This is a genomic window from Pandoraea apista, from assembly GCF_001465595.2.
Classification (GTDB): domain Bacteria; phylum Pseudomonadota; class Gammaproteobacteria; order Burkholderiales; family Burkholderiaceae; genus Pandoraea; species Pandoraea apista.
In genome coordinates this window covers 2378970-2403487 of record NZ_CP013481.2, presented here as the reverse complement: position 1 = coordinate 2403487, position 24518 = coordinate 2378970, and the positions used below count along the sequence as shown (strand labels likewise).

The window sequence follows — 24518 nt, the reverse complement described above, 5'->3', positions numbered from 1 at the left end:
GAAAATCTGAAGAAAGGATCAGCGAGCGTCGGAATACTGTATCGGACTACTGCCAGCTCGCACTCAACACTGCGCATGGCATCAGTTGCCGACGCCCATCAGAGTACGGCGTCTTTACGTACGCCGTTCGACGCGAAATAACGCTTGAGTTTGACAAGCGCCTCTTGCTGGATCTGACGCACACGCTCACGGGTCAGTCCCATTTCGTCGGCCAGTTCCTCGAGCGTGGCGGGTTCCACGCGATTGAGACCGAACCGGCGCTCGATAACATAACGATGCTTGGTGGACAGTCGCGAAAGCCACAGACGCATGAGGTCTTCCAGCTCCCGGTGCTGCACCTCTTGCTCGGGTGCCTGACTGTGATCGTCGGAAAGCAGGTCGAGCAGGCTGCTGCCAGGATCGATTTCGAGCGGCGCATCGAGCGACGCCACATGCTCGTTGAGCGCGAGGATGTCGGTAATCTCCTCAGGCGTCTTGCCGGTCAAATCGGCAATATCCTCAATGCGCGCATCGCGCTGCTCGCCACCATCGACATACGCGGCACTCTTTTCCAGGTGGCGCTTCGCGCGCAGCACCTGATTGAGTTCGCGAATGACATGCACCGGCAGACGCACCGTGCGCGCCTGATTCATGATGGCGCGTTCGATGCTCTGGCGAATCCACCATGTGGCATACGTAGAAAAGCGGAAACCACGGCCCGGGTCGAACTTCTCGATGGCATGCATCAGGCCCAGATTGCCCTCCTCGATCAGATCGAGCAACGGCACACCGCGGTTGAGATAGCCCTTGGCGATGCTGACGACGAGGCGCAGATTGCGCTCGATCATGACCTGACGTGCGGCAAATTCGCCGGCCTGCGCGCGCGTGGAGTAATCGAGTTCTTCCGCAGGGGTCAGCAGCGGCTTGACACTGATGCGATTGAGATAGTGCTGGACGGTATCGGCCGTGAGTTCGGCTTGCAGCACTGTGCCGAAGTCGTCGCCGTCAGCAGATTTTCGCTTGCGGCCGGTAGCGGCGGTGCCGCCCCCCTCTTCGGCGGCGTCGGGCGACGAGGCGTCATCCTCCTCCGCCTCGCGCTCGTCGAAAGCGTCGTCCACGTCCTCGTCCTGCCGGGATTGCCGATCGTCAACGTCCTGATCGCTCTCCGGGGCAGCGAGGTCTTCCTCTTGCGAAGTACGACGCTTTCTCTTGAGCATTCGACCCTGCCTAGTTTATTGAGGCGGCAAATACTTCATCGGATCTACAGGCTTGCCGTCGCGGCGTACCTCGAAGTGCAGCATGACACGTTCTGCATCCGAGTTACCCATTTCGGCAATTTTCTGACCCCGCGTAACGGAGTCGCCTTCCTTGACCAACAGTGTGCGGTTGTGTGCATACGCCGTCAAGAAGGTGGCATCGTGCTTGATGATGACTAGGTTGCCGTAGCCACGCAGGCCCGCCCCCGAGTACACCACTTTACCCGCGCCAGCCGCATAGACGGGATCGCCAGTGTTACCGGCAATATTCAGGCCCTTGTTCTTCGAATCGTCGAAACGCCCCACGACGCTGCCCTTGGCCGGCCACGACAGTTGCAACTCGCCACTCGACACGGCAGACGGTGCTGCCGAAGCGGATGAACTGGCCGGAGGTGGCACGACAACCGGCGGTACCGATGCCGGATTGTTGCTCGCAGACGACGGCGTGCCCGCAACCGGTGCAGGCAACGGCGTACCCGTGTCACCTGCCGGCGGCTTCACACGCAGCACCTGACCGACTTCAATCTGGTCCGGGTTCTGGATGTTGTTCCAGCGAGCAATGTCGCGATAGTTCTGACCGTTCTCCAGCGCGATGCGATAGAGGCGATCACCCGGCTTGACGCGATAAAATCCGGCCGGCACCGGCGTGTTGTCAACGACGGGCGCTGAGCCCGGCACATTGCTGTCGGTCGTCGTACCGCCTACGGTACGGTCAACGACCGGCGCCCCGACTTGTCGCGATGCGCACGCTGCCAGCATGCTCAGCAACAGGACACTGGCGACGCGTTGTTGGAAACCCGCTCGCAAATTCACTCAAATCCTCCGCAGAATAGGCCCGACGGGCTTAAATGATGCCCGATTTTAAGGGGACGAATAACACCCTATCAAGCTGCGTCTCGCGCCACTGACGCGCGCCGATGCGCTCGATGAGGGTCAAAATCTGTTGCTCGCCGCCCACCGGAGCGACGAGACGCGCACCGACGGCGAGCTGGTCGATCAGCGCGTCCGGAATTTCCAGTCCGGCGGCGGCGATCACGATGCCGTCAAAAGGTGCAACGGCGGGCAATCCCAAGCGCCCATCGCCGTAATGCAAGCGAATATTGGGCACCCGAAGGGGCCGCAGGTTGGCTTTGGCCCGCTCATGTAACGGGCGAACACGCTCGATCGAATACACGTCGCGCGCCACGCATGACAATACTGCCGCCTGATAGCCACACCCCGTGCCGATTTCCAGCACCTTTTCCAGCGGACGCCCGCCGGCGAGCAGTAACTCGATCATGCGCCCAACGACCGATGGCTTCGAAATCGTCTGTCCATGCCCGATCGGCAATGCGGCGTCTTCATAGGCCTGATTCGCGAGCGCTGCATCGACGAACCCATGACGCGGCACGGTCGCCAGCGCCGCCAGCACGCCCGGATGTTTGACGCCCGACGCTGCCACGCGTTCAGCCATTCGCGCCCGAACCCGATCCGACGTCAGCCCGATGCCATCAGGCGAATGATCGAGGGTCGAGAGGTTAGCCCGCGCTGTGCCGCCAGCCGAAACCTTCCCGTGCGTCGAACTGCGCACCGTGCTCTTCGGCCCGGCCGCACTGCCCTTTTGCATGCCAGCGGTACCGGTCACCTTGACCGTGGGCCGGGGTACGCTTTTCGCGGTATGCGGCGCGGGTTGAGCATGCGGCGCAGACGCCGGTCTGGCAAGTCCTTTCGGCACGACTGCGTGTGGCGTGTGTGCACCGCCTGGCCGGGCCGAGGCCCCTGCCATAGGGGTGGACGCCGCTCGCAAACTATTATGCGTCGTGGCGGAAGGACTCCCGTTTGCCGGTGTCTTTCCGTTCCCTTGGCTCGTTGGCGCCGCCCCCCGCGTCATTGCCGCAGGCGGCGCACCGGCAGGACTCGCCCGCGACGCCTTGTCGAGTACCGGCGCCTTGCGCTGCCGGCGGGCCATCACTTCGGCCAGAGGAAGAGGAAAGCGCTTCGGCGGTGTCGTCATCGTTGGGCCACCCCTGCGCTGGCCAGCCAATCGTGCACGACGCCAAGTCGTGCGGTATGCGTGAGATCCAGTTGCAAGGGGGTGACCGAGACGTAATCGTGCGCCACGGCGTGGAAATCGGTGCCTTCGCTGCTATCGCGAGCATCGCCGGCCGGACCGATCCAGTAAATCGTTTCGCCTCGCGGATTTTCCTGACGGATTACCGGTTGCGATTGGTGTCGTTTCCCAAGACGCGTAGCAAGCGAGCCCTTCAGGCGGTCGTAAGGCAAATTGGGGATATTGACATTCAAAAGGAAGGGGTGCCCCAGCGGACGCTCCATATAGCGTTCGACAATCTCGCGCGCCACGCGCGCGGCACTTTCCAGATGGTCCCAGCCTTTGTTGACCTGCGAGAACGCGAACGAGGGAATGCCGAAGAGGAAACCTTCGGTGGCCGCTGCTACAGTACCGGAATACAGCGTGTCTTCGCCCATGTTCTGACCGTTGTTGATCCCGGAGACAACGATATCGGGCCGCTCGTCGAGCAGCCCGGTCAGCGCCACATGCACGCAGTCGGTCGGCGTGCCGTTGATGAACGTGAAACCGTTGCCCGCTTTGAACACCGAAAGCGGTCGTTGCAGGGTCAGAGAATTGGACGCACCGCTACAGTTCTGTTCGGGCGCCACCACGGTAATGTCGCCAAGCGGTGCCAGCGCTTCATATAGCGCGGCCAGGCCTGGCGCCTGATACCCATCGTCGTTGCTGAGCAGGATTCGCATGCGGCAATTGTAACCGAGGAAAGGTGCTCGGATATGACGCCATGACGACGCCATGAGGGTATCGATCGCGCCCCTGCCGGGGCACGGCACGGGCAAGATTGCCAGGGCCCTGCCACGAATTTGCCGCCGATCGGTCACGGCCGCCGGCGGCCCGATAGCAATCCTGCAATATGGCCGCCGGCGAACTACCCGATTCACGGTTACATCTTCTCAGTCTCTCCAGCTTGCGGCTGCCAGACCAGCAACCGCCGCTCAACGACACCGACAAGCCCATCGAGCACTAGCGCGAACGCTGTCAGGATCAGCACCCCGGCAATGACCGCGTTGATGTCGAAAGTCCCTTCTGCTTGCAGAATCAGATAGCCCACGCCGCGCGCCGAGCCGAGGTATTCCCCGACGACAGCCCCAACGAACGCGAGCCCGACCGAGTTGTGCAGACTGGAGAACACCCAACTGGTGGCGCTCGGCAAATACACCCGCCGCAACAACTGGCGCTGATTCGCCCCCAGCATACGTGCATTTGCCAGCACGACCGGACTCACCTCCTTCACGCCCTGATAGACGTTGAAGAACACGATGAAGAACACCAGCGTCACGCCCAGCGCGACTTTCGACCAGATGCCGAGCCCGAACCACACGCCGAAGATCGGCGCCAGGATCACGCGAGGCATCGAATTGGCTGCCTTGATGTAAGGATCGAGCAGCGCGCCCGCGCTTGGCGAGAGTGCCAGCCACAGCCCCACAGCCAACCCGAACACGGTACCGATCGCGAAGGCGAGCACCGTCTCGAGCAGCGTGACGCCGAGATGAAGATAAATCTCCCCACTGGCGAACCATTGCCAGATCTGGAGCAGCACCTTCTGCGGCTCCCCAAAGAAGAAAGCCGCCTTGTCGGGGCTGTCGAAATAAAACGCGGGCAACAGTGTCGGGCTCGTGAGCACGTACCAGACGAGAAACCCCACTACCAGCAGCAGCCACTGCCACAACCGCAAGTGCCGCATGATCGAACGATTACGCATGACGAACGAATTCCGGGAATATCAGACGAGCCATCGGGCAACTCAGACGGGCCAATCGAACAAGCCAAGTTCATCTGGCAAACTGAACCATTCCATCCAGTCCAGCCAGCCGAACCAGCCGCACACGCCCATCAGAAAGCCTGCGATTTGGCACATGACGATCAGACTGCCTTTAACTGTTGTGCATAGCCCTTGAGCACTTCTTCGCGCAACACGTCCCAAATCTGAGCATGCAATTCGGTAAAGCGCGGATGATTCCGAATCTCCGCCACATCTCGCGGACGCGGCAGATCGATGCGAAACTCCCCGATGGGGTGCGTGCCCGGCCCTGCGGCAAGCACCACGACACGGTCAGACAGCGCAATCGCCTCGTCCAGATCGTGGGTGATGAAGAGCACCGCACGGCGCTTGGCAGCCCATAACTCGAGCAACTCGTTCTCCATGAGCTGACGCGTCTGGATATCGAGCGCAGAGAACGGTTCGTCCATCAAGATGATGTCCGGATCGAGAATCAGCGTCTGCGCCATGGCAACACGCTTGCGCATGCCGCCCGAGAGCTGATGCGGGTATCGGTCGCCGAACCCGCCCAGCCCCACGCGCTTGAGCCACTCATTCCCACGCGCCGACGCCTCCTCGGGCGTCACGCCACGAAACTCGAGACCCGCAGTCACGTTGTCGATCGCATTACGCCAGGGCATCAACGCTTCGGCCTGAAACATATAGCCGGCGCGCGAATTGATACCCTTGAGCGTTTCGCCGAACACCTTGACCGTGCCGGACGACGGCGCCAGCAGGCCGGCAGCGACATTGAGCAGCGTCGACTTGCCACACCCGGTCGGGCCGACGACCGAGACGAACTCGCCCGGCGCAATGTCGAGCGATGTTTCGGCGACCGCCGTGTAACGCTTCGAACGATCGTCTCGCGCAACGAACGTACACGAAATATTGTCAAAACTGAGAGCCGGCGCAGTCATCATTTGTACTTGGCGTCGGCCTTCTTCGTGAACTCGTTGGTGAACGTCTTCGACAGGTCGATCGACTTACCCTTGACCGTCTCATCGAACGCCTGCAACGTGCGCAGCGCGGTAGCCGGGCCATCGGCGGGAATCAGGCCGTCCGGCGAAATGGCTTCCTTCACGCGGCTCCACGCGTCCAGGTAGAGTGCGCGGTCACCCAACAGATAGGCGTCGGGCACCGTCTTGATGAGGTCCGACGGCCCTGCCGTCTGAAGCCAACGCAGCGCACGCACCATGGCGTTGGTGAGCGCCTGAGTGGTATTCGGATTCTTCTGAATGAACGATTCGTTCGTGTACAGGCACCCAGCCGGCATGTTCCCGCCAAACACCGACACCGTTTCCTTGAGCGTGCGGGTGTCCGAGATCACACGGATCTCCTTGTCGCGTTCCAGCATGGTAATGACCGGATCGAGGTTGACGATGGCGTCGATATTGCCTGACCGAATCGCGGCGAGCGCACCGGACGACGCGCCGACACCGACGAACGCCACCTCATTGGGCTTGACACCGCCCTTGGCGAGCACGAAGTTCGCCATGATGTTCGTCGACGACCCCGGGGCGGTCACGCCGATTTTCTTACCACGCAGGTCGGCCAACGACTTGTAGTTCGGCAGGGTCTTGTTCGACACACCGAAGACGATCTGCGGCGCACGCCCCTGCAGGACAAACGCACGGATGTACTGGTTTTTCGCCTGCAACAGAATCGTGTGCTCATAGGCGCCCGACACCACGTCGGCGCTACCACCGACAAGGGCTTGCAATGCTTTCGAGCCACCGGCGAAGTCAGAGATCTCGACGTCGAGCCCTTCATCCTTGAAGTAATTCAGACGTTCTGCAATCGTGAGCGGCAGATAGTAGAAGAGGTTTTTGCCGCCGACGGCAATCGCGATCTTGGTCTTTTCGAGCTTGGCTTGAGCGAAGCCGGGGCGAATGCCCGCGCCGATCAGGCCGGTGGCGGCCAGTGCCGTGACGAACTGACGTCTTTGCATGGTGTGTGTCTCCTTGGTTGCAGCGTTCTTTCTATATTTGACGTGCTTTGTATTCACGGATCACGGCGAACGCCGCGCCCCGTGCTCCTGCGCAAGATCATGTCGGTTCAAATGACGCCGCCCTCGCGCAGGGCTTTGATTTGCCCGGCATCATAACCCAGTTGCCCAAGCACTTCGTCCGTGTGCGCACCGAGTTCCGGGCCGAGCCATTGTGTCTGTCCCGGCGTCTCCGAGAGCTTCGGCGTGACGTTCGGCAACTCGATAGGCGTGCCGTCCGGGAACGTGTGTCGCTGGATCATCTGACGCGCGATGAACTGCGGGTCCTTGAACATATCGGCAACGGTGTAGATGCGGCTCGCTGGCACATCGGCCCCCTGCAGCACAGCGAGCGCCTCGTCGATGGGGCGCTCACGCGTCCAGCGACCGATCGCCTCGTCGATTTCCTGCGTGCGCGGCACACGGCCGTCGTTATGCGCAAGCGCGGGATCTTCAGCGAGATCGGACCGCCCGATGGCGTGCATCAGGCGCTTGAAGATCGGATCGCTGTTGCCGCCGACGACAATCATGCCGTCGGCACAGGGATAGGTATTCGACGGCACGATGCCGGGCAACGACGCCCCCGTGCGCTCACGCACCATGCCGGCCACGCTGTACTCCGGTACAACGCTTTCCATCAGATTAAATACAGCCTCGTACAGCGCGACATCGACCACCTGCCCTCGCCCGCCGTTCACATTGCGGTGATGCAGCGCCATCATCGCGCCGATCACGCCGTGCAGCGCTGCGATGGAATCTCCGATGGAGATGCCGATGCGTGGCGGCGGCAAATCCGGGTAGCCCGTGATATGACGCAGTCCGCCCATTGACTCGGCAATCGCCCCGAAGCCGGGCCGGTCACGGTACGGTCCCGTCTGCCCATACCCCGACAGACGCACCATCACAAGTCCCGGATTCTCGGCCGACAGTTGCTCATAGCCCAACCCGAAACGCTCAAGCAGCCCCGGGCGGAAATTCTCGACCACGATGTCGGCTTGCGCAGCGAGCTTGCGCACAATCTCCTGCCCCTCGGGGGACTTGAGATTGATCGTCACCGATTTTTTGTTGCGAGCCTGCACCGCCCACCAGAGCGACGTGCCACCGGCATCGGGATGCAACTTGCGCCACTTGCGCAGCGGATCGCCGTGCTGCGGATCTTCGATCTTGATGACTTCGGCCCCGAACTCGCCCAGCATGCGCGCGGCGAACGGGCCGGCGATGAGTGTGCCGAGTTCAAGAACCTTCACACCTGCGAGGGCACCCCGGGTGGGCAAACCGGCGCCACTGGCGGAAGGCGAAGCGGAAGTTTCGGAAGACGGTCCGGCAGCGGATGCCGTAGACGTCGTGGCAGGACCTTGCGGCGATGCGGATTCAAACGGCTTGGACGACTTGGACAACGCGTGGACTCCTGTGCCTCGTCGATGGCCATCGCCGTCGACTTCGAGACGCCACCGGCGGGTAGCGCCGGTACAAATGGGTGGCAAATGAAGTTCGTATAGTAATTCGACAGTGGACTATCGGCCAATAACCTCGCCGCGAATCCCGGAAAGTTCCGAATCAAGTCGCGCCGAAGTCCTATCCACCGGCACGCCGAAGATTCCGCAAGACTTCATGTCTCGAACAGATGACGCGCGCCGCGCTGCGCCGCAATATAGATCGCCTCGCCGCGATTGCGCGCGCCAAGCCGGCGGTACAAGGCAGACACGTGCGTCTTGGCGGTTCCCTCGGAAATCACCAGTTGCTGGCAGATTGTTTTGATGGATAAACCGCGCGATAGCAGTGCGAGAATTTCGTATTGCCGCTGAGAGATGCCGAGCAGCGCCGACTCGGCCAGTTGTGTCGCCTTGTCGCCACCCAGCGGAAATACCGGCAGACGCGAGAGTGGCAAAGCCTCGCCCATGGCCTCCTGCCGCCAGAGGACAAGTAACGCCGAGAGCGCCTCGTCCGGCACGAATCGGCCGCCCGCGAACACAAGGTCGAAAACCGAACGAATTCGTGCGACCGAACTCGGCCATGGCAGGCATGCGGCAACGCCTGCCTGCAACCAGCGAATGATCTCATCGGGAAAACCCGCATCGCCGATGACAATGACGGGTACCGCCGGCACGCATTCGGCCGCCATCGCACACAAGGTGTCGACAGCAGGCGTTCGGGCCACGGACTCTTCGAGTACGAGCGCGCGACGCGACGGCAATTCGCGCAACCAAACCCAGTCTTGCACGCTCACATCGTCGACGTGACGCAAGACCGGCGGTGTCGCGTTCGCTTCGATCTGCAACGCGACTTGCAGGCCGCTCAGCCAGGTAGCAGCCTCACCCACGACCAGCACACGCATGGTTTCCCCTGTCGTTCCGGTCAGCACTTTCGTGCCGCCGTCCCCCGCTTTTTCTTGTCACGCCCGTCGCATGCTTTGTTTGTCGGCCCGGGAAATAACAATCATCCCCATCGCCGTAACGAAAACCGAGGAAATCCTCCAGCATTCGTCATCTTTTACGCATCAGGCGTCACCTCGCTCTCGGCTCAGTTTACGCGCGAAGCCCGCATGACGGCACGTCTCGGCCTAGGAGACGCCTATCATTGTTGCCTCCGTGCGACAAACCGCAATCTGCGTAAATTATTTACTCAAATTTCGGAAATTCCGCTATTACTTTTTCCCCTTTCCTTTCTCAAATCGCGCAATAGAATACAAGCAGTGCTGAGCGAACAGCACGCGGAGGCCGGGGGGCACGCCATGATCAGAATCACCGTCAAGACGACGCGCAGTGCCATGTTTTGTCTGGCGGCTGCATGCTTTGCAAGTGCCGCACAGGCCGACATTACCGGTGGCGCCGGAGTGTCTGCCAGCGTAAGCGACGCGTTGCTCGCCAGCACACGCGCGGCGAACTTTCAGCACAGTGTCGTCGCCAATCTGTCCGGCGTGGCGCCTGCCACGGCCGTGCCCGTCAATGCGACAAACACAACCACCACTGTCGCCAACAACGTTCGTCTATGGGACGAAGTGATTCCGCCTGCGCCCGCACCCAAACCCACTCAGGCAACGATGAGATTGCCGGGGCAACCCGCGCCGGCCGTCTCGATGTCGTCGTACTCTCCTAACTCGCCCTCGTCCCTGGCATCGGGATTGCAGACGACAAGCCTGAAAGTCAACGCCAGCGCCGGCCGCCTTCCCGCCGGCATTTCGCACTGAGTCGCCGGACGGAAAGCACCGACAGGTCTGACACAGCAAACACCGCCGCCGCGTCTTCAACCTCGCTCTCACGTTCCCTTCCCCAGTGATGCTGCGCGCCACCGATCCGGGTGACGCGCAGGTCGCTTTTGCCCTGCCTTGTCCTGCCAGACTACGCGCCGCACGCGCGATCAGAACGTGTACGGGAAGCGCAGACCGATCACATAGTTCGGCGCATCCGGCGACATGCCGGCGTTGACGTAACCGTTAACGGTCCAATGCTTGTTGATCGCGTAATTGATACCGAAGTTGAGCGATGCCGCGTTCGTCGTACTGCCCGCCACGGTGGTCCACGGGCCACCCGGCGTAGCCGTTTTCGTCGCACGAGAGATCGCCGTCGAGTACGAGATCGACAACGCAGTCTTGTCGTTGAGCGCCAACGCCATCCCCGCGCCCACCTGAACGATGTCGCCCAACTTGACCTTCGCGGGTTGCGTCGTGCCTTCGATGGTCGAGATATCGTCGAACGAGCGAGCCACGTTGTACGTATAGGCCACATTCGCGAACAACACGATCGGATCGTAAGTGCGCAGGAACGACAGGCCGGCCGTGAACGCCCAGATCCCGTTCCCCGTCGGCAGACGCGAAGGCGTCGTCAGGTTGTTGTTGGTCGGATCGGGCGTACCGAGCTTGATACCGAACGGCGAAGTACCGGTTGGCGCGGTCACGCGGAACGACGCCACGATATCGGGCCAGTTCGCGTTCTCCTTGACGATTTGGTAGTACAGAGACGCATTCACGTCGCCGATATTTGCCGAGTTCTTGCTGATGTCGCTGATCGATGACGCTGCGCCGCCCACCCCGCCCGAAATGAAGTCCGAATTGCGGTAGAGGTACGGCACGTCGAACGCCACGCTCATCCGGTCGCTGATGCCGTAGCGTGTGTTGACGTCGAACGTCCACACGTTGGCTTTGGTCTCGCCGAGGTTCAATTGACCGAGGAAAATGGCGTCGAGCGCAAGGAAGCCGCTCAACACGAGCTGGCGTCGGTCGTAGTAGCTGTAACTGATACCGGCATCGATCGTGAGCTTGCGATCAAACAGCGGCGCGTGCTGCGCCTGCACCACGGCTTCTTCGGCCGGGGTGCGCTGCGATTCGCTCTCGCTCTTTTGCATCTGCTGCGTCTCACCGATCGGCGCGGCGCTCGTTGGACCCGCAGCACCGGCGGCGCCGCCGCCGGGTGTCCCTGCAGAGCCAGCGGCAGAACCGTCGCCGGGTGAGACCTGCGCAATCTGCGCAGTGTCCCATGCGGTCAGTCCACGACCGCGTTGCGCCATCTCAATGTCGGTGAGGCGCTGTTTCAGAGAAGAAATTTCCCGCTGCTGCCGGTCGACCATGTCCATCAACATTTGCAGACGGTCGTCCGGCGATGGGTTCGTATGCTCCTGAGCCTGGGCCGATAGCGTGAAAAGCAGTACCCCCAACGGAATAGCGGCAACGGGAAAAAAGCGGTGAGTGTTCATGATCCCCCCCGGGTAAAGGTGCGGACGGGCGTCCGCGCGCAATCCAACAAAACACGTATTACCTACAACGTTGTCCTTGCTGCTCGACTGCGGGGTAATGCGTGCGAAACCCGTTGCCATCCACCTCGATAGGTCATTGCACGGGCCCTGCCGGCATCACCTTCTTGTGCGCCGCAATTACCGCAGCGGCGACGCCCCACATTCTAGTTTTCATCGTACCCGGCGTTACTTGAGTGCCGGATACTGTTGGTGGCGTCGTACCGTGCGTGCACAGCACGACGCCGTGACTTCACTTGCCCTTCACTTCATCGACGCACGGCGATCATGTTCGCCATGGCGTTCTGAATTCCCACCTGACGCAGCGCATTCGAGGTGAGCGGGCTCGTTTGCAGGTTCAACTGCATCGTGTTCATGACCTGCTGCGCGTTACCCGCGACCTGCACGACCTGCATGATCTGGTTCATCGCCGCCCCGGCGCCGCCAGCCACGCTCTGGCCGAGATTGCCATTCGGCGTATTGAGCGCGATTTGCATGCCTGCGGACGTAATGGCCACGCTCGCACTCAAATTACCCACCGTTGTCTGCGAATTGCTCGCGCCCTGCCCGCTGACCGGTACCAGCGTGGCGATCGATATCCCAGGGCCGAACTGAATTGTGGCTTTATTCAGCGCATTGTTTGCATCACCCGCAACCTGCGTAATCTGCGCGACGCCATTCACGAGTACGCTCCCCGCCCCCGAAACACTCAGCGTAAGCGGCGTGGTCGCATTCACGAGGCCGGGAATGATGCCCGTCGCCGCCCCCGTCTGCACCTGCACGCCGGAACTCCCTTGACTGACGCCAAGCACACCGGTGGCGGCGAGGCTCGCACCGGTCGGCATTTGCCATTGCGATTGCATTACGAGCTGGAAGCCCGTGATCATGTTTTGTTGCGCGTATTTGCCTGTCGCGTGAGAGAGCACTTCATCGCTCACTGGCGTCCATGTTGCGGGCACCACGCTCGACGCGAGTGCCGGCAACGCGCTCGCGAACAGCGGGATTGCCAGCATCGGAACATATCGGTTCATGATGGTCTGATCTCAAAACAGGTCCGCCCGGATGATGCCGAAATCCACCATCGGGGTCGGTGACGTCCCGGTCGCCAGCGCGCTGTCGCGCAGCTTGGCCGCCAGGGATTCGTTTCCTTTGAGCAGCGGTGAATCCTCCATAAACGGCTTGCCGATGACCGCCAGCACCAAGCCGTTCCACTGCTTGGCAAAATCGGCTTGCTCGATGATGCGATTGCCGAGCGCCGGATCAGACACGAACACGCGCCCGTCCTTCGCTGCCTTGATGACCACGAAATGTTGATAGCCGTTGACGTCGATCAGCGCGATGACCGGGATCTTCAGGTCGTAAAGCGCGTTCACGTCAACTTTGAAACCGCGGCCCTCGAGTCCAAGCGTCTCCACGAATTTCTTCATGTCGAGCATCGAGAAGCCATTCTTGATGACCGTTTCCGGATTGGAAAACACCATCATTTTCTGGATCATTTCCGGCTCGGGAATATCGATCCCGTAGCCATAACGCAGCAGGGTTGCCAAGGCTGCCGATCCACAACTGAAGTCGTATTCCTGCTGGACCAGATTCACGTAGTGCATCGATTTGAACGACCGCATCTTCTTGACCGCCGGTACACCAGTCGAAGACTCGAGATTCACCGATGCATACTGCGCGTGCCCGGCCACGCTTGCGCACGCCAGAGCGCAAACTGTAGCGATCCTTACCGCGGCACGACGCGCATCATTCATGACACACCTCATGAAAAAACCGGTCCGGGAATTCCCGGACCGGTTAGCGACATCACTTGATTGCCGAGATGGCGAGGCTGTTGGCCTGCACGTTGCCGATACCCGAAGCCACGTTCACACCGACGTTACCGCTAGCCCAGGCGAGTGCGCCATTGCCCAGCGATGCGTTGGCGATGAAGTCGCCCGAGGCCTTCATGCTTGCCGTTTGGTCGGTTTGTGCCGTCGAGTTGGCTGCACCGCCCTTGAACCAGCCGGTTCCGCCTTGCGAGACTGCGGCGGCCAGACCATTTTGCTGCACGTTGCCCACACCCGACGCCACGTTCACACCCACATTCCCGGTCGCACCGGCGAGGGCACCATCACCCACGCTGGAGTTGACATAGAACTGCGAGATGCTGGCCGAGCCCTTCGACGACTGGTTCGCGAACACCTGTGCCGAGGCATACACCGGCTGAGCGTTGAGCGAAGCGATCGCGACGTTGTTGGCCTGCGCGTTGTCGGCACCTGCTGCCACGTTCACGCCGATGTTGCCGTTGGCGTTAGCCAGCGCGCCACTACCGAGCGTTGCGCCCATCGTCTGCAATGTCGAGGTGTTGACGTGGAGCGTGAGCGCACCCTTTTCCCACGTGGTGGACTTCATGTACGTATCCTGGAAGCCCCACAATGCGCCTGCCGCGATCGAATTACTCTCGATCGATGCACTGCCGTGGTTCAGGACCGCATGGAACGCCGCATCGAAGCTCTTCTGCGTGTTCAGGAAGCCTGCCGCCAGGAACCCTGCAGCCTGCTGCGATTGCTGGCCATAGGCATAACCGCCCCAGGCCGAGCCCTGACCAGCACCGAAGTTACCGACAAGGTAGCCGCCATACAGTGCAAAACCGCCCGGCAGCGGAAGTACGCCACCACCGATGATGCCTCCACCGCCAGCGATGTTCGAGTATTGATACCCGCCACCTGCGATGAAGCCGCCCGAACCCGAGCTGGACTGCCCTGCCACATAACCGGCACCCGCCTGGAACGACTGACTCGTGTTCAGGTGGCCGTTCGCGCTGGCGTTTACCCACGACGTGGAATTGTCGTAGTGCGTGGTCGTCGAACCGCCGATCAGGTAAGCACTGCCTTGATTCGACACCGTCGTGGTCTTCGAATCAACGCCGTACGTCACCTTGCCCGTCGTGTACGTGCCAAGCAGCGGACCCTTCAGATTCACACCATGTACGTCTACGCTCTGATTGCTTTGCACGACCGCGTTGCCAGTGTTATCCACCGTGACGCAACCGCGAATGCCGACCAGACCGAAAATGCCGACCAGGTTCAGAACGTTGGTCTCGTTGCCGATGAACGAGAAGCTATATTGCTGGTGATTGGGCGACGCCAGGGCGCTACCCGTTGCTACCAGCAGTGCAGCCGCTGCAATTGCTTTCGTTTTCATGACCATCTCCTTGACGAGAGAGTTACCCAGTTAAAAAGATGTGCCCGCCGGGGGACGGAGCACAAAAACATTTGCGGTTACATTGCCTATCCCAGCCGACTGGTTGACTTGCACCACACCGCTCGCACCGCGGAAGGCGTCACCGGAAATCGACGCCGTGCGGAAGTGATCGTTGAGGTTGTCGCGCCCAGCCGGGCCACCCTTGGAGATCGCAGCGGATAGTGCCGTATCCGATACGCTCGCCACTCCAGACGCATCGCCGGTCACAATGACGGTCGCGTTGCGTTGAAGATTGCCGGCACCGCTCGCCTGGTTGACTTGCGTCAGCCCCGAGGTGCCTGAAAATGCGTTGCCTTGAATTGCGGCGCTGGCCGCGCCGGTCGTCGACGTGACGAGGGCTTGTTGATTGGTGCTCGACGCGCCGACCGTCAACCCGCCGCCGTTCGCGATCACTGCGCTGTTGGCCTGCGCGTTATTGACCCCGGCCGCCTGATTCACGCCCAGCGCCCCCGTCACGCCTACCGCCACACCGCTCTCGATAGTCGCGTGAGTGCCTGTGAGTTCGCCGTTCGTGATCCACACATCCTGTGCCGACGACACGCCGGCGAACGCCGCCAGCAAAGCCGCTACCGCCAGAGGAAGGGCGCGCTGCGCGCCACGCCACCCACGATGTGCGCTCATTTCGCCGCTCCTGCCGCACCAATACTGGTGAGCGGTGCCAGCGCCGAGCCGATCACCGACGGCACGAGCGTGCCGATGCTGCCGATGCCGCCGCCACCGCCCGCCCCGGCGCCAAATCCGCCACCGACGCCGTTCGAGGTATTCAGCGCGTTACCGCCCCGGGCATTGCCTACGAGTACCCCCATCACCGGGTTGATGCCCGACTGCACTGCACCCGTCACGAGGCCCGCATTGCCGCGGCCGGTCAACTCACCATCGGTGACCTGATTGACGGCCCCCATGGCGGTGTTGAACGGCCCCGTCGGGAAAGCCGGCACCGAGACGGCGATGGGATTCTCGACGCGCGGCAGACCGCGATACGCGATCTCCGGGCCGATGTCGCGCTCGACCACGATGTCGCCCGGCGTGGCCGGTTCGGCATGGGCATGGCCGGGCAGCATCGCCGGGGTCAGCGCCACGATCATCGTGGCGAGCAGACTTCCGGCATGCGTCATGGAGAGTGGGGTCATCTTGTTCACCGCGTCGTGTAAGTCACACGCGTCACCTGGAGGTTGTTCACGCCGTTCGACAGTTGTTGCGGACGCGGCGTCGGCGTCACGGCGCCAGGCAGTTCGTCCCACAACGTAACGCCGTTGGCGAGCGCCATTCCGGGTGACTTGACCATCGCGCCGCCCTGCAGATTGCGGCCGCGCTGGCTTCCGAGTTGTTCGTCGTCGATACGGGCCGCGAGCGGCATGCCTGAGTCGCTGGCGCCGTTACCCTCGTCGCGGTTCGCAATGGCGGGGGTTTCGTCTGCCGGGGCCTGTGCGGCTACCGGCGGCAGGACGCTGGCATCGGCGTCGGAGATCGACGTTACCGGCAGTGCCGTCGTGCCAAACGATGCCGGCATCATCGAACCGGTCAGCATCGCGAGGTGCATGAGCGGCGAGCGCGAGACATCCTGTGCTTGCGCCGGCACGGCACACAGACCGAGCGTCACGACGATGGCTGCGCTCAGTGCGCTGACGCCTTGTCGTACGCGGTACTGCATTTCGTTGGTGAGAATTCGCATCGCTATGCCCTCCTTGCCCGACTGAATAAAGCGACTTCCGTGCCACCGACCTTAAGTGTTTGAAATCATTGGCGTTAATTTTTCCTAGCAGTGGGCATGCGAGGACATGTGTGTGAAAACGTTTCAGCATTGATACGTGGACTGCGTCTGGCCGCGGATGACGGCGAAATCGCGCGATGCACAAACATTCCGAACTGCGAACGATATCGGCGCGAGTAGCGACGTATGCCGAAGACGCCTGATTTACAAGGGTTTCATGTGACAGATTTGCGGCGAATTTGCTTGTCTCCCGAAAATCGCCACAGCGGTGTCACATGGCGCCACGCGCTGCACGACGCTGGGCGGCGTGCCGGATGTTTCATCTTTGATGTGTTCGCGGGACAACCCTTGGTACCGCTTTTTACCGCGCGGCGACAGCCAGAAACATGGCGGCGGGGCGAACTTGAGAAGCGCGCGATGCGCCATCGCCATCCGGCACGGGTAACGTCGCGGGACGCGTTCACTCGAAATGCGAGACAACGCAATGCGTATGGGAAAAGGGTGGCAGGAACATCGCTGAAAACGCCCGAATCGCCCGTCTTTATTGGCGATGGCAGCATTCTCGATTGGCGACGGCAGCGGGGCCGTCATTGGTGAATTACGTCGATTCCGGCATATCGACATGACGATCGTCAGGAGGCCAAAAAGAAACGACCGCCCTGTTCATCACAGGACGGCCGCTCTCTCTTCGCCAGAAGATATCAGGCCGGCACGCCCGACTCGTCACCACGCAATCCGTACCGGCACATGAGCCGATAGAGGGTAATGCGTGAAATACCCAGCTCTGCGGCCACATCCGTCAACCGGTGACAGTGACGCAGCAGTGCTTGCTCGATGGCCGTTCGTTCGGCCTCCGCGCGAATTTCTTCCAGCGTGCGTGCCAATGTCGGCACCCACGGCAGCAAGTCGAGATCCTTGGCTGAGATTGTGCGGCTGTCGGCCATGACGATGGCGCGGCGCACGCGATTGATCAGCTCGCGAACGTTACCCGGCCAGTGGTATTCGTACATCGCCTGCACCGCGCATTGCGTGAAGCCGCGGATCTTGCGATGGTTATCGCCTTTGAAGCGTTGGAGCACGTGGTGCGCGAGAATCTCGATATCTTGTCCGCGCGCGCGCAGCGGCGGTTCCTCCACGCGCAGCACACACAGGCGATGGTAGAGATCCATGCGGAAACGGCCTTCCTTGACAGCTTCCTCCAGATCCACGTGCGTCGCGGAGATGATGCGCACGTTGACCGGAATGACCTCGTGACCGCCCAGACGCTCAATAGCGCCCTGCTGAAGGAAACGCAGCAGGCTCGCCTGGCTCTCGAACGGCAGATCGCCGATTTCGTCGAGCAGCAGCGTGCCGCCGTTGGCGGCTTCCACGCGTCCGATCTTACGGGCATTCGCGCCGGTGAAAGCGCCGCGCTCGTAGCCGAATAGTTCGGACTGCATCAGGTGCGGAGGAATCGCTCCGCAATTGATCGCCACGAATGGCCCTTTCGCACGCATCGAACGCTCGTGAATTGCCACCGCCGTCAGTTCCTTGCCCGTGCCCGACTCGCCCGAGATGAACACCGGTGCGTCGGTATTGGCGACCTTGCGGATGGTGCGGAAAAGTTGCTGCATCGCCTCGCACGTTCCGACCATTTCCTGATCGCCACCGACTTGGGGCGTGAAGGTCGGCACTTCCGAGAGCGACGCCATGCCCCACGCATGACCGATCGAATGCGCGAGCTGATCGTTTGTGCACGGAACGTTGACGTAGTCGAAGCAGTAATCGCGAATCAACCGGCGAATCGCGGTTGTCGCAAGTTGCTCGGGATTTGTGGCCGCAACCCAGCCAACCGTGGCAGGTTGCATGCAGGACTCGAATGCGCCCATCTCGCGGTCGCTATAACCGCTCGCCAGGTCAATGAGTGCTGCGCTGGTGACCCCCGGGTTCAGAATGCGACCGACGTCGCTGGCGCTCTTGGCCGGCATGACTTGCCAGCCTTGCTCCCCCAAAAACGACAGCAAGCCATCGTTATGCTTTCGGGAGGCATAAATCAGGGTGCGCCCGGTATCGTTAGCCATACCTTAACTCCCTGCCTAAGCAGTGCCTGCATGCAGTATTTTTGGTCTTCGACCGGATCTGCATCACAGGTATACGGCCCCACGCCTCTTGAGAGTTATAAGGTTTCCCCTGCTATTGGGTCCTCAAGTCGGCAGGTTCAGTCTAGAAGACGAGGGAATGCGCAGGTATAGCGAAAAACAGCTAATCCGATTGGATGAGTAGTAGCAGTACCTACGCGCAAGTGCGGACATCGTCACTTGCGCGTCATGCTCAGAGCGTATGCCGGTCGAGGACTGCGCGGGCAATCGTGCCGGCGTCTACGTACTCCAACTCGCCTCCGACGGGCACGCCTCGCGCCAGTCGGCTCACGCGCAGGCCGCGGGCCTTGAGCATTTGTCCGAGGTAGTGAGCGGTGGCTTCGCCTTCGTTGGTGAAGTTGGTGGCAAGCACCACTTCCCTGACCACTCCGTCGGTGGCGCGGCGGATCAATTGCTCGAAATGTATCTCACCCGGCCCCACGCCATCGAGCGGCGAGAGATGGCCCATGAGCACGAAATACAGTCCCTTGAAGGTCATCGTCTGCTCGAGCATGTTCTGGTCGGCGGGCGTTTCCACCACGCACAACAAGCTCGTATCGCGCTCGGGATCGAGGCACGTCTCGCAGATTTCGACTTCGGAAAATGTGTTGCAGCGCGCACAATGGCGAATCTGCTCGGAGGCATGCACCAGCGCCTCACCCAGGCGCACTGCGCCTTTGCGGTCGCGTTGCAGCAGGTGATAAGCAATGCGTTGGGCCGACTTCGGACCGACACCCGGCAACGCGCGCAGGGCGTCGACGAGTTCTTGCAGGCTCGAGAGCTGGGGCATGCGTCGTATTTCTCTTGAAACTGGCGAGCGATGCTCAGAACGGCATCTTGAAGCCCGGCGGCAGCGGCAGACCAGCGGTCAGCCCGCCCATCTTTTCCTGCGCGGTGGCTTCGGCCTTGCGAACGGCGTCGTTGAACGCAGCCGCCACCAGATCCTCGAGCATGTCCTTGTCGTCTGCCAGCAGGCTCGGATCGATGGTCACGCGACGCACATCGTTCTTGCACGTCATCACCACCTTGACCAGCCCGGCGCCCGACTGACCCTCGACTTCGATCTGGGCCAGCTGCTCCTGCGCCTTCTTCATGTTTTCCTGCATTTGCTGAGCCTGTTTCATCAGACCCGCGATGTTTCCTTTCAGCATCTTGACTCCTGAGTAAATCGTATGAGGGGCGTGCAGCGTATGTAACGCGCGTTTGGGAGAAAAATTCGAAAACCCCGTGCCGTTTCGCGATAGCGAATTTGCTTATTGTACCGGGCGAATGCTGCCCGGCAGGATCTGCGCGTCGAATTCGTCGATCAATTCACGCACGAGCGGATCGTCGGCAATCGCCTGTTCCGCCGCCCGTTGACGCGCCGCCGCCGCTTCCGCGGCAAGCGACGCTGCCGTCGTGCCGACCTGGCCCAGTTCGACTTGTAACTGCACCTCGACGCCCAAGTGCTCGGAGAGCACCTGACGCAGCTTGTCGGTGGTGGCCGCGTCGGCCAGTTGACGCAACGGCACGCGCAAATGCAACGCGCGCCCCGCCACTTCCGTCAGCTCGCTTTGAAACGCCAGTTGCTGGGCGAGGCCGCGTGCCGGAAGTTCGGCAGCCAATGCCGGCCATTCGCCGGTAAAGACTGGCGCGACGCCATCGGCTTCACGATAGACACACGCTCTCGGCGGCGCGGCAGGCGCTGGTGCAGGCGCGGCCGATCCGGCAGGCTCGGGCTCTGGATCGGCACCGGCCGGCGCATCGTCCGAGGCACGCGACGCGCTGCCACGGTTCGCACTGGCGGCACCGCTCCCGGCGCGCCCTGCCGTGCCCTTCCGCCCAGCATTGAGCGCGGCGAGTGCGGCGCGGGCAGGTGACATCGGCGCACCGTCGGTCGGCGCGCTAGTACGGGCTGCCGGGGCGCGACGCACCTCGGGCTGCGCCGGCGTAGCCGCAGGTGGCGCAGCGGCACGCGACGGTTCCGACATCGGCGCCCGCGACGGCGCGGCGGCAGGTGCCAAGGCGCGCGCGGCACCCGTCGCTTGCGGCGTTGGCGGCTCGGCAAGCGTGCCGCCTGCGAGCAACGGGGTGAACGCGGCCATGCGCAGCAAAGCCATCGAAAAACCGGTGTATTCGTCGGGCGCCAGGCCAAGTTCGCCGCGTGCACGTGTGGCGATCTGGTAATAGAGCTGGACAGCCTCGGGTGACAGCGCCTCCGCCAGACGGCGTACGTCCGCCGCTTCGGGCCAGTCGTCGGAAACCGCTTGCGGCGCGTATTGTGCCAATGCAATTTTGTGCAGCAAGCTGCCCAGATCCTGCAATCCGGCGGCAAACGAGAAACTGCGCTCGGCCATCTCGTCGGCGACGGCCAGCAGGTCGGTGCGAGACTCGTCCTTCAGGGCATCGAGCAGACGCACCAGCACGCTCTGATCGATCGCGCCGAGCATGCCGCGCACGGCAGTCTCGCTTAGCGGCCCCGCCGCGTACGCAATGGCCTGATCGGTGAGCGACAAGGCGTCGCGCATGCTGCCGCCAGCCGCCTTGGCGAGCAGACGCAACGCCTGCGGCTCGCTCTCGATGCCTTCTTCGCCGAGAATGTTCGTGAGATGCGACACGATGTGTCCCGCCGGCATCTGCTTCAGATTGAATTGCAGGCAGCGGGAAAGTACGGTGACCGGGATCTTTTGCGGATCGGTCGTCGCGAGAATGAATTTGACATGCGCGGGCGGCTCTTCCAGCGTCTTGAGCATCGCGTTGAACGCGTGGCCCGTGAGCATGTGCACTTCGTCGATCATATAGACCTTGAAGCGCGCATCCGCCGGTGCGTAGACGGCCTTCTCAAGCAGCGACGTCATCTCGTCGACACCGCGATTCGACGCCGCGTCCATTTCCACGTAATCGACGAAACGCCCTTCGTCGATGGCGCGACAGGCCTTGCAAACGCCGCACGGCTGCGCCGTGATCCCCGTCTCGCAATTGAGCGCCTTGGCCAGAATGCGCGATAGCGTGGTCTTGCCAACGCCGCGCGTGCCGGTAAACAAATACGCGTGATGCAGACGCTGTTGCTCGAGCGCGTGCGTCAACGCACGCACGACATGCTCCTGGCCCACCAGGGTCGAGAAGCCTTTGGGGCGCCATTTGCGCGCGAGTACTTGATAGGTCATGCCAAATTGTAACAGTTCGGCGGTGGGCTTCCGCACCGAAGTCAACGCCCGATCAGGCGTCTGAAGCCCGTCAGTTCCGGCAGGCTATCGGCGCGATAGAAAAAAATGTTGCGCGATTCTACCAAGCGCATCCGGTCCACGCGATACGCGGGGAATCAACACTCGCCCCCATCGCCGGTGAGCGTACGCAGAGCATGGTAATGGCGTCACGCCCCATCGAAATGGCGACGGCAAATGACGGTTTCAAGCGAGCGGGAAATTTGCGCAGAATGCGCGGAGAACATCGATAAAACAAAGAGGTAGGTGACGAGCCTGACCCTCGGCACTGGTAGAAAACGGCTGTGGCTGCTTCGTTCCCGACCTGACCAGATTGGCCGCGCCACCATGCGAGGAGGCCCGTCAGGAAAGAATTCTACCAGAGTCGACGCGTCAACAGAAGCGCAATTTCCGCGAAGGGGTCATATACGAGAGCCCGCTGGCGGTGTCGCGGCACGTGAGGCACTGCGCGCAAGCGTTTGCGATTTCCGCTAAGATGGGCACAAACTGCATTGGCGCCCGCTATTGAAGCACGCGATTGCAGCCTCCATATGGAGAATGGACGCCTGGAAATACCGGGTGGCATCTCCAGCGTCGGTGAAAGCGAGCCATTTTCGCCGGTCGTTTCCGAATAGTCAGACGAGGCAACTTTACTCATGAGCGAACAAATCAAGCACATCTCCGACGCCAGCTTCGACGCGGACGTTTTGAATTCCGACAAGCCGGTCCTTCTCGATTTCTGGGCAGAATGGTGCGGTCCGTGCAAGATGATCGCCCCGATCCTGGAAGACGTGGCCAAGGAATATGGCGACAAAGTGCAGATCGCCAAGATGAACGTCGATGACAACCAGGCGACGCCGACCAAGTTCGGCATTCGCGGTATCCCGACGCTGATCCTGTTCAAGAATGGCGCTGTTGCTGGCCAGAAGGTCGGCGCGCTGGCCAAGGGTCAACTGACCGCATTCCTCGACCAGCATCTGTAATCTGAGCCAAGGGCAGCCGGGGCCTTTGTCGTCACTGTGCGACACCCCGGTGCCCAACAATGGGCACAGCGCTTGCGCCCCGCGCTGCTTGCTATATAATCCGGCGAAAAGCATCCCAAAGTTCTTCGAGCGTTCGCTCATCTTTTTTCCCTGATCCTTCACTTGTCGTCCAACGGACGGCACCTCCGTATGCATTTATCCGAACTAAAGTCCCAGCACGTCTCCGAACTGCTTGAAATGGCGAATGGCCTCGAGATCGAGAACGCCAACCGCCTTCGCAAGCAGGAGCTGATGTTCGCCATTCTGAAGAAGCGCGCTAAGACCGGCGAAACGATCTATGGCGACGGTACGCTCGAGGTGCTGCCGGATGGCTTCGGTTTCCTGCGCTCGCCCGAGACGTCGTATCTGGCCAGCACGGACGATATCTATATCAGCCCGTCGCAGATCCGTCGTTTCAACCTGCATACCGGAGATACGATCGAAGGGGAAGTGCGCACACCGAAGGACGGCGAGCGTTATTTCGCGCTCGTGAAGGTCGACAAGGTCAACGACCACCCGCCCGAGGCCTCGAAACATAAGATCATGTTCGAGAACCTCACGCCGCTGCACCCGAACAAGCCGCTGCTGCTCGAGCGCGACATTCGAGGTGAAGAGAACGTGACGGGCCGCATCATCGACATGATTGCCCCGATCGGCAAGGGTCAGCGCGGTCTGCTCGTGGCCTCGCCGAAGTCGGGCAAGACCGTGATGCTGCAACACATCGCTCACGCCATTGCCACCAACCATCCGGAAGCCAAGCTTTTCGTGCTGCTCATCGACGAGCGCCCGGAAGAAGTGACCGAAATGCAGCGTTCGGTGAAGGGCGAAGTGATCGCTTCAACGTTCGACGAACCGGCTACACGTCACGTCCAGGTTGCCGAAATGGTGATCGAGAAGGCCAAGCGCCTGATCGAAATGAAGCAAGACGTGATCATTCTGCTCGACTCGATTACGCGTCTGGCTCGCGCCTACAACACCGTGATTCCGGCATCGGGCAAAGTGCTCACCGGCGGTGTCGACGCCAATGCATTGCAACGCCCGAAGCGCTTCTTCGGCGCGGCGCGTAACGTCGAGGAAGGCGGCTCGCTCACCATCATCGCCACGGCGCTGATCGAGACTGGCAGCCGCATGGACGACGTGATCTATGAAGAATTCAAGGGCACGGGCAACATGGAAGTGCACCTTGAGCGCCGCCTTGCGGAAAAGCGCGTCTACCCGTCGATCAACCTGAACAAGTCGGGCACGCGCCGCGAAGAACTGCTCATCAAGCCGGAAATCCTCCAGAAGATCTGGGTGCTGCGCAAGCTCATCTACGACATGGACGAGGCTGAAGCCATGGAATTCCTGCTTGGCAAGATCAAGCAGACGAAGAACAACGCAGAGTTCTTCGACCTGATGCGCCGCGGCGGCTGATTCCGTCCCGGTGCATCAAGCGAAAAGCCGCGGCGAATGTCGCGGCTTTTTCTTTA

At 61.4% G+C, this 24518-nt stretch carries 23 protein-coding genes and 1 other RNA gene; 3 read left to right on the top strand and 21 right to left on the bottom strand.

What is annotated here, in order from left to right; genetic code table 11:
- Nucleotides 1-98 precede the first annotated feature (98 nt).
- From rpoS to AT395_RS11150, 9 genes are all read right to left on the bottom strand, one after another.
- Nucleotides 99-1196 carry an RNA polymerase sigma factor RpoS gene (gene rpoS / locus AT395_RS11190; protein WP_048629255.1) on the bottom strand — a complete coding sequence of 366 codons (1098 nt, stop codon included), beginning with the start codon at nt 1194-1196 and terminating at the stop codon, nt 99-101.
- Nucleotides 1197-1211: 15 nt separating this feature from the next.
- Nucleotides 1212-1994 (bottom strand): peptidoglycan DD-metalloendopeptidase family protein, encoded by a 783-nt coding sequence (locus tag AT395_RS11185; RefSeq protein ID WP_231606137.1) that lies wholly within the window; start codon nt 1992-1994, stop codon nt 1212-1214.
- An 85-nt stretch (nt 1995-2079) separates the two neighbouring features.
- Nucleotides 2080-3105, bottom strand: coding sequence for a protein-L-isoaspartate(D-aspartate) O-methyltransferase (locus AT395_RS11180; RefSeq protein WP_376738387.1), 1026 nt, complete (start codon nt 3103-3105; stop codon nt 2080-2082).
- Nucleotides 3106-3224: 119 nt separating this feature from the next.
- Nucleotides 3225-3986 (bottom strand): 5'/3'-nucleotidase SurE, encoded by a 762-nt coding sequence (gene surE / locus AT395_RS11175; protein WP_042118239.1) that lies wholly within the window; start codon nt 3984-3986, stop codon nt 3225-3227.
- Nucleotides 3987-4186: 200 nt separating this feature from the next.
- Nucleotides 4187-5005, bottom strand: a complete 819-nt coding sequence (locus tag AT395_RS11170; RefSeq protein ID WP_042115540.1) for an ABC transporter permease — start codon at nt 5003-5005, stop codon at nt 4187-4189.
- Nucleotides 5006-5166: 161 nt separating this feature from the next.
- Entirely contained in the window at nt 5167-5979 is an 813-nt protein-coding gene (locus AT395_RS11165) for an ABC transporter ATP-binding protein (RefSeq protein ID WP_042118238.1), read from the bottom strand.
- Entirely contained in the window at nt 5979-7010 is a 1032-nt protein-coding gene (locus AT395_RS11160) for an ABC transporter substrate-binding protein (protein WP_042115539.1), read from the bottom strand. Before AT395_RS11160 ends, AT395_RS11165 begins: the two co-directional genes overlap by 1 nt.
- A 107-nt stretch (nt 7011-7117) precedes the next feature.
- On the bottom strand, nt 7118-8320 hold the full coding sequence (locus AT395_RS11155; protein ID WP_042115538.1) for a CaiB/BaiF CoA transferase family protein: 1203 nt from the start codon (nt 8318-8320) through the stop codon (nt 7118-7120).
- Nucleotides 8321-8655: 335 nt separating this feature from the next.
- Nucleotides 8656-9381, bottom strand: coding sequence for a helix-turn-helix transcriptional regulator (locus AT395_RS11150; RefSeq protein ID WP_048629252.1), 726 nt, complete (start codon nt 9379-9381; stop codon nt 8656-8658).
- Between the two features lie 396 nt (nt 9382-9777).
- Here AT395_RS11150 and AT395_RS11145 point away from each other — a divergent pair, with 396 nt between their 5' ends.
- Nucleotides 9778-10233: a hypothetical protein gene (locus AT395_RS11145; RefSeq protein ID WP_042115537.1), complete on the top strand. Its 456-nt coding sequence runs from the start codon at nt 9778-9780 to the stop codon at nt 10231-10233.
- Nucleotides 10234-10403: 170 nt separating this feature from the next.
- On the opposite strand, the gene AT395_RS11140 is transcribed toward AT395_RS11145, so the two are convergent.
- The 12 genes from AT395_RS11140 to ffs all read right to left on the bottom strand — a co-directional run bounded on the left by AT395_RS11140 (nt 10404) and on the right by ffs (nt 22392).
- Entirely contained in the window at nt 10404-11735 is a 1332-nt protein-coding gene (locus tag AT395_RS11140; RefSeq protein ID WP_042118235.1) for a hypothetical protein, read from the bottom strand.
- Between the two features lie 305 nt (nt 11736-12040).
- Complete coding sequence (locus tag AT395_RS11135; RefSeq protein WP_094068811.1) at nt 12041-12802, bottom strand: hypothetical protein; 762 nt, start codon at nt 12800-12802, stop codon at nt 12041-12043.
- Nucleotides 12803-12814: 12 nt separating this feature from the next.
- The gene (locus tag AT395_RS11130) at nt 12815-13525 is read right to left on the bottom strand and encodes a C39 family peptidase (RefSeq protein ID WP_042115535.1); all 711 of its coding nucleotides are present in this window, start codon (nt 13523-13525) and stop codon (nt 12815-12817) included.
- Between the two features lie 52 nt (nt 13526-13577).
- Complete coding sequence (locus tag AT395_RS11125) at nt 13578-14957, bottom strand: hypothetical protein (RefSeq protein WP_053086384.1); 1380 nt, start codon at nt 14955-14957, stop codon at nt 13578-13580.
- 30 nt (nt 14958-14987) lie between these two features.
- Nucleotides 14988-15638: a hypothetical protein gene (locus AT395_RS11120; RefSeq protein ID WP_072632821.1), complete on the bottom strand. Its 651-nt coding sequence runs from the start codon at nt 15636-15638 to the stop codon at nt 14988-14990.
- Nucleotides 15635-16147, bottom strand: coding sequence for a hypothetical protein (locus tag AT395_RS11115; protein WP_124988526.1), 513 nt, complete (start codon nt 16145-16147; stop codon nt 15635-15637). The genes AT395_RS11120 and AT395_RS11115 overlap by 4 nt, the downstream gene beginning before the upstream one ends.
- A 5-nt stretch (nt 16148-16152) precedes the next feature.
- The gene (locus AT395_RS11110) at nt 16153-16689 is read right to left on the bottom strand and encodes a hypothetical protein (RefSeq protein WP_042115533.1); all 537 of its coding nucleotides are present in this window, start codon (nt 16687-16689) and stop codon (nt 16153-16155) included.
- A gap of 740 nt (nt 16690-17429) precedes the next feature.
- Nucleotides 17430-18788 (bottom strand): sigma-54 dependent transcriptional regulator, encoded by a 1359-nt coding sequence (locus AT395_RS11100; RefSeq protein ID WP_042115531.1) that lies wholly within the window; start codon nt 18786-18788, stop codon nt 17430-17432.
- Between the two features lie 250 nt (nt 18789-19038).
- A complete protein-coding gene (recR, locus tag AT395_RS11095; RefSeq protein WP_042115530.1) occupies nt 19039-19635 on the bottom strand; it encodes a recombination mediator RecR in 597 nt (198 codons plus the stop codon).
- 34 nt (nt 19636-19669) lie between these two features.
- On the bottom strand, nt 19670-19996 hold the full coding sequence (locus tag AT395_RS11090; RefSeq protein ID WP_010807314.1) for a YbaB/EbfC family nucleoid-associated protein: 327 nt from the start codon (nt 19994-19996) through the stop codon (nt 19670-19672).
- 102 nt (nt 19997-20098) lie between these two features.
- The gene (dnaX, locus tag AT395_RS11085; protein WP_048629250.1) at nt 20099-21991 is read right to left on the bottom strand and encodes a DNA polymerase III subunit gamma/tau; all 1893 of its coding nucleotides are present in this window, start codon (nt 21989-21991) and stop codon (nt 20099-20101) included.
- Nucleotides 21992-22293: 302 nt separating this feature from the next.
- Nucleotides 22294-22392, bottom strand: an RNA gene (gene ffs, locus AT395_RS11080) — signal recognition particle sRNA small type.
- Between the two features lie 291 nt (nt 22393-22683).
- On the opposite strand from ffs, the gene trxA reads away from it, so the two are divergent.
- Nucleotides 22684-23010, top strand: coding sequence for a thioredoxin TrxA (gene trxA / locus AT395_RS11075; protein ID WP_042115528.1), 327 nt, complete (start codon nt 22684-22686; stop codon nt 23008-23010).
- Nucleotides 23011-23199: 189 nt separating this feature from the next.
- Nucleotides 23200-24462, top strand: coding sequence for a transcription termination factor Rho (gene rho, locus AT395_RS11070; RefSeq protein WP_042115527.1), 1263 nt, complete (start codon nt 23200-23202; stop codon nt 24460-24462).
- Nucleotides 24463-24518 lie beyond the last annotated feature (56 nt).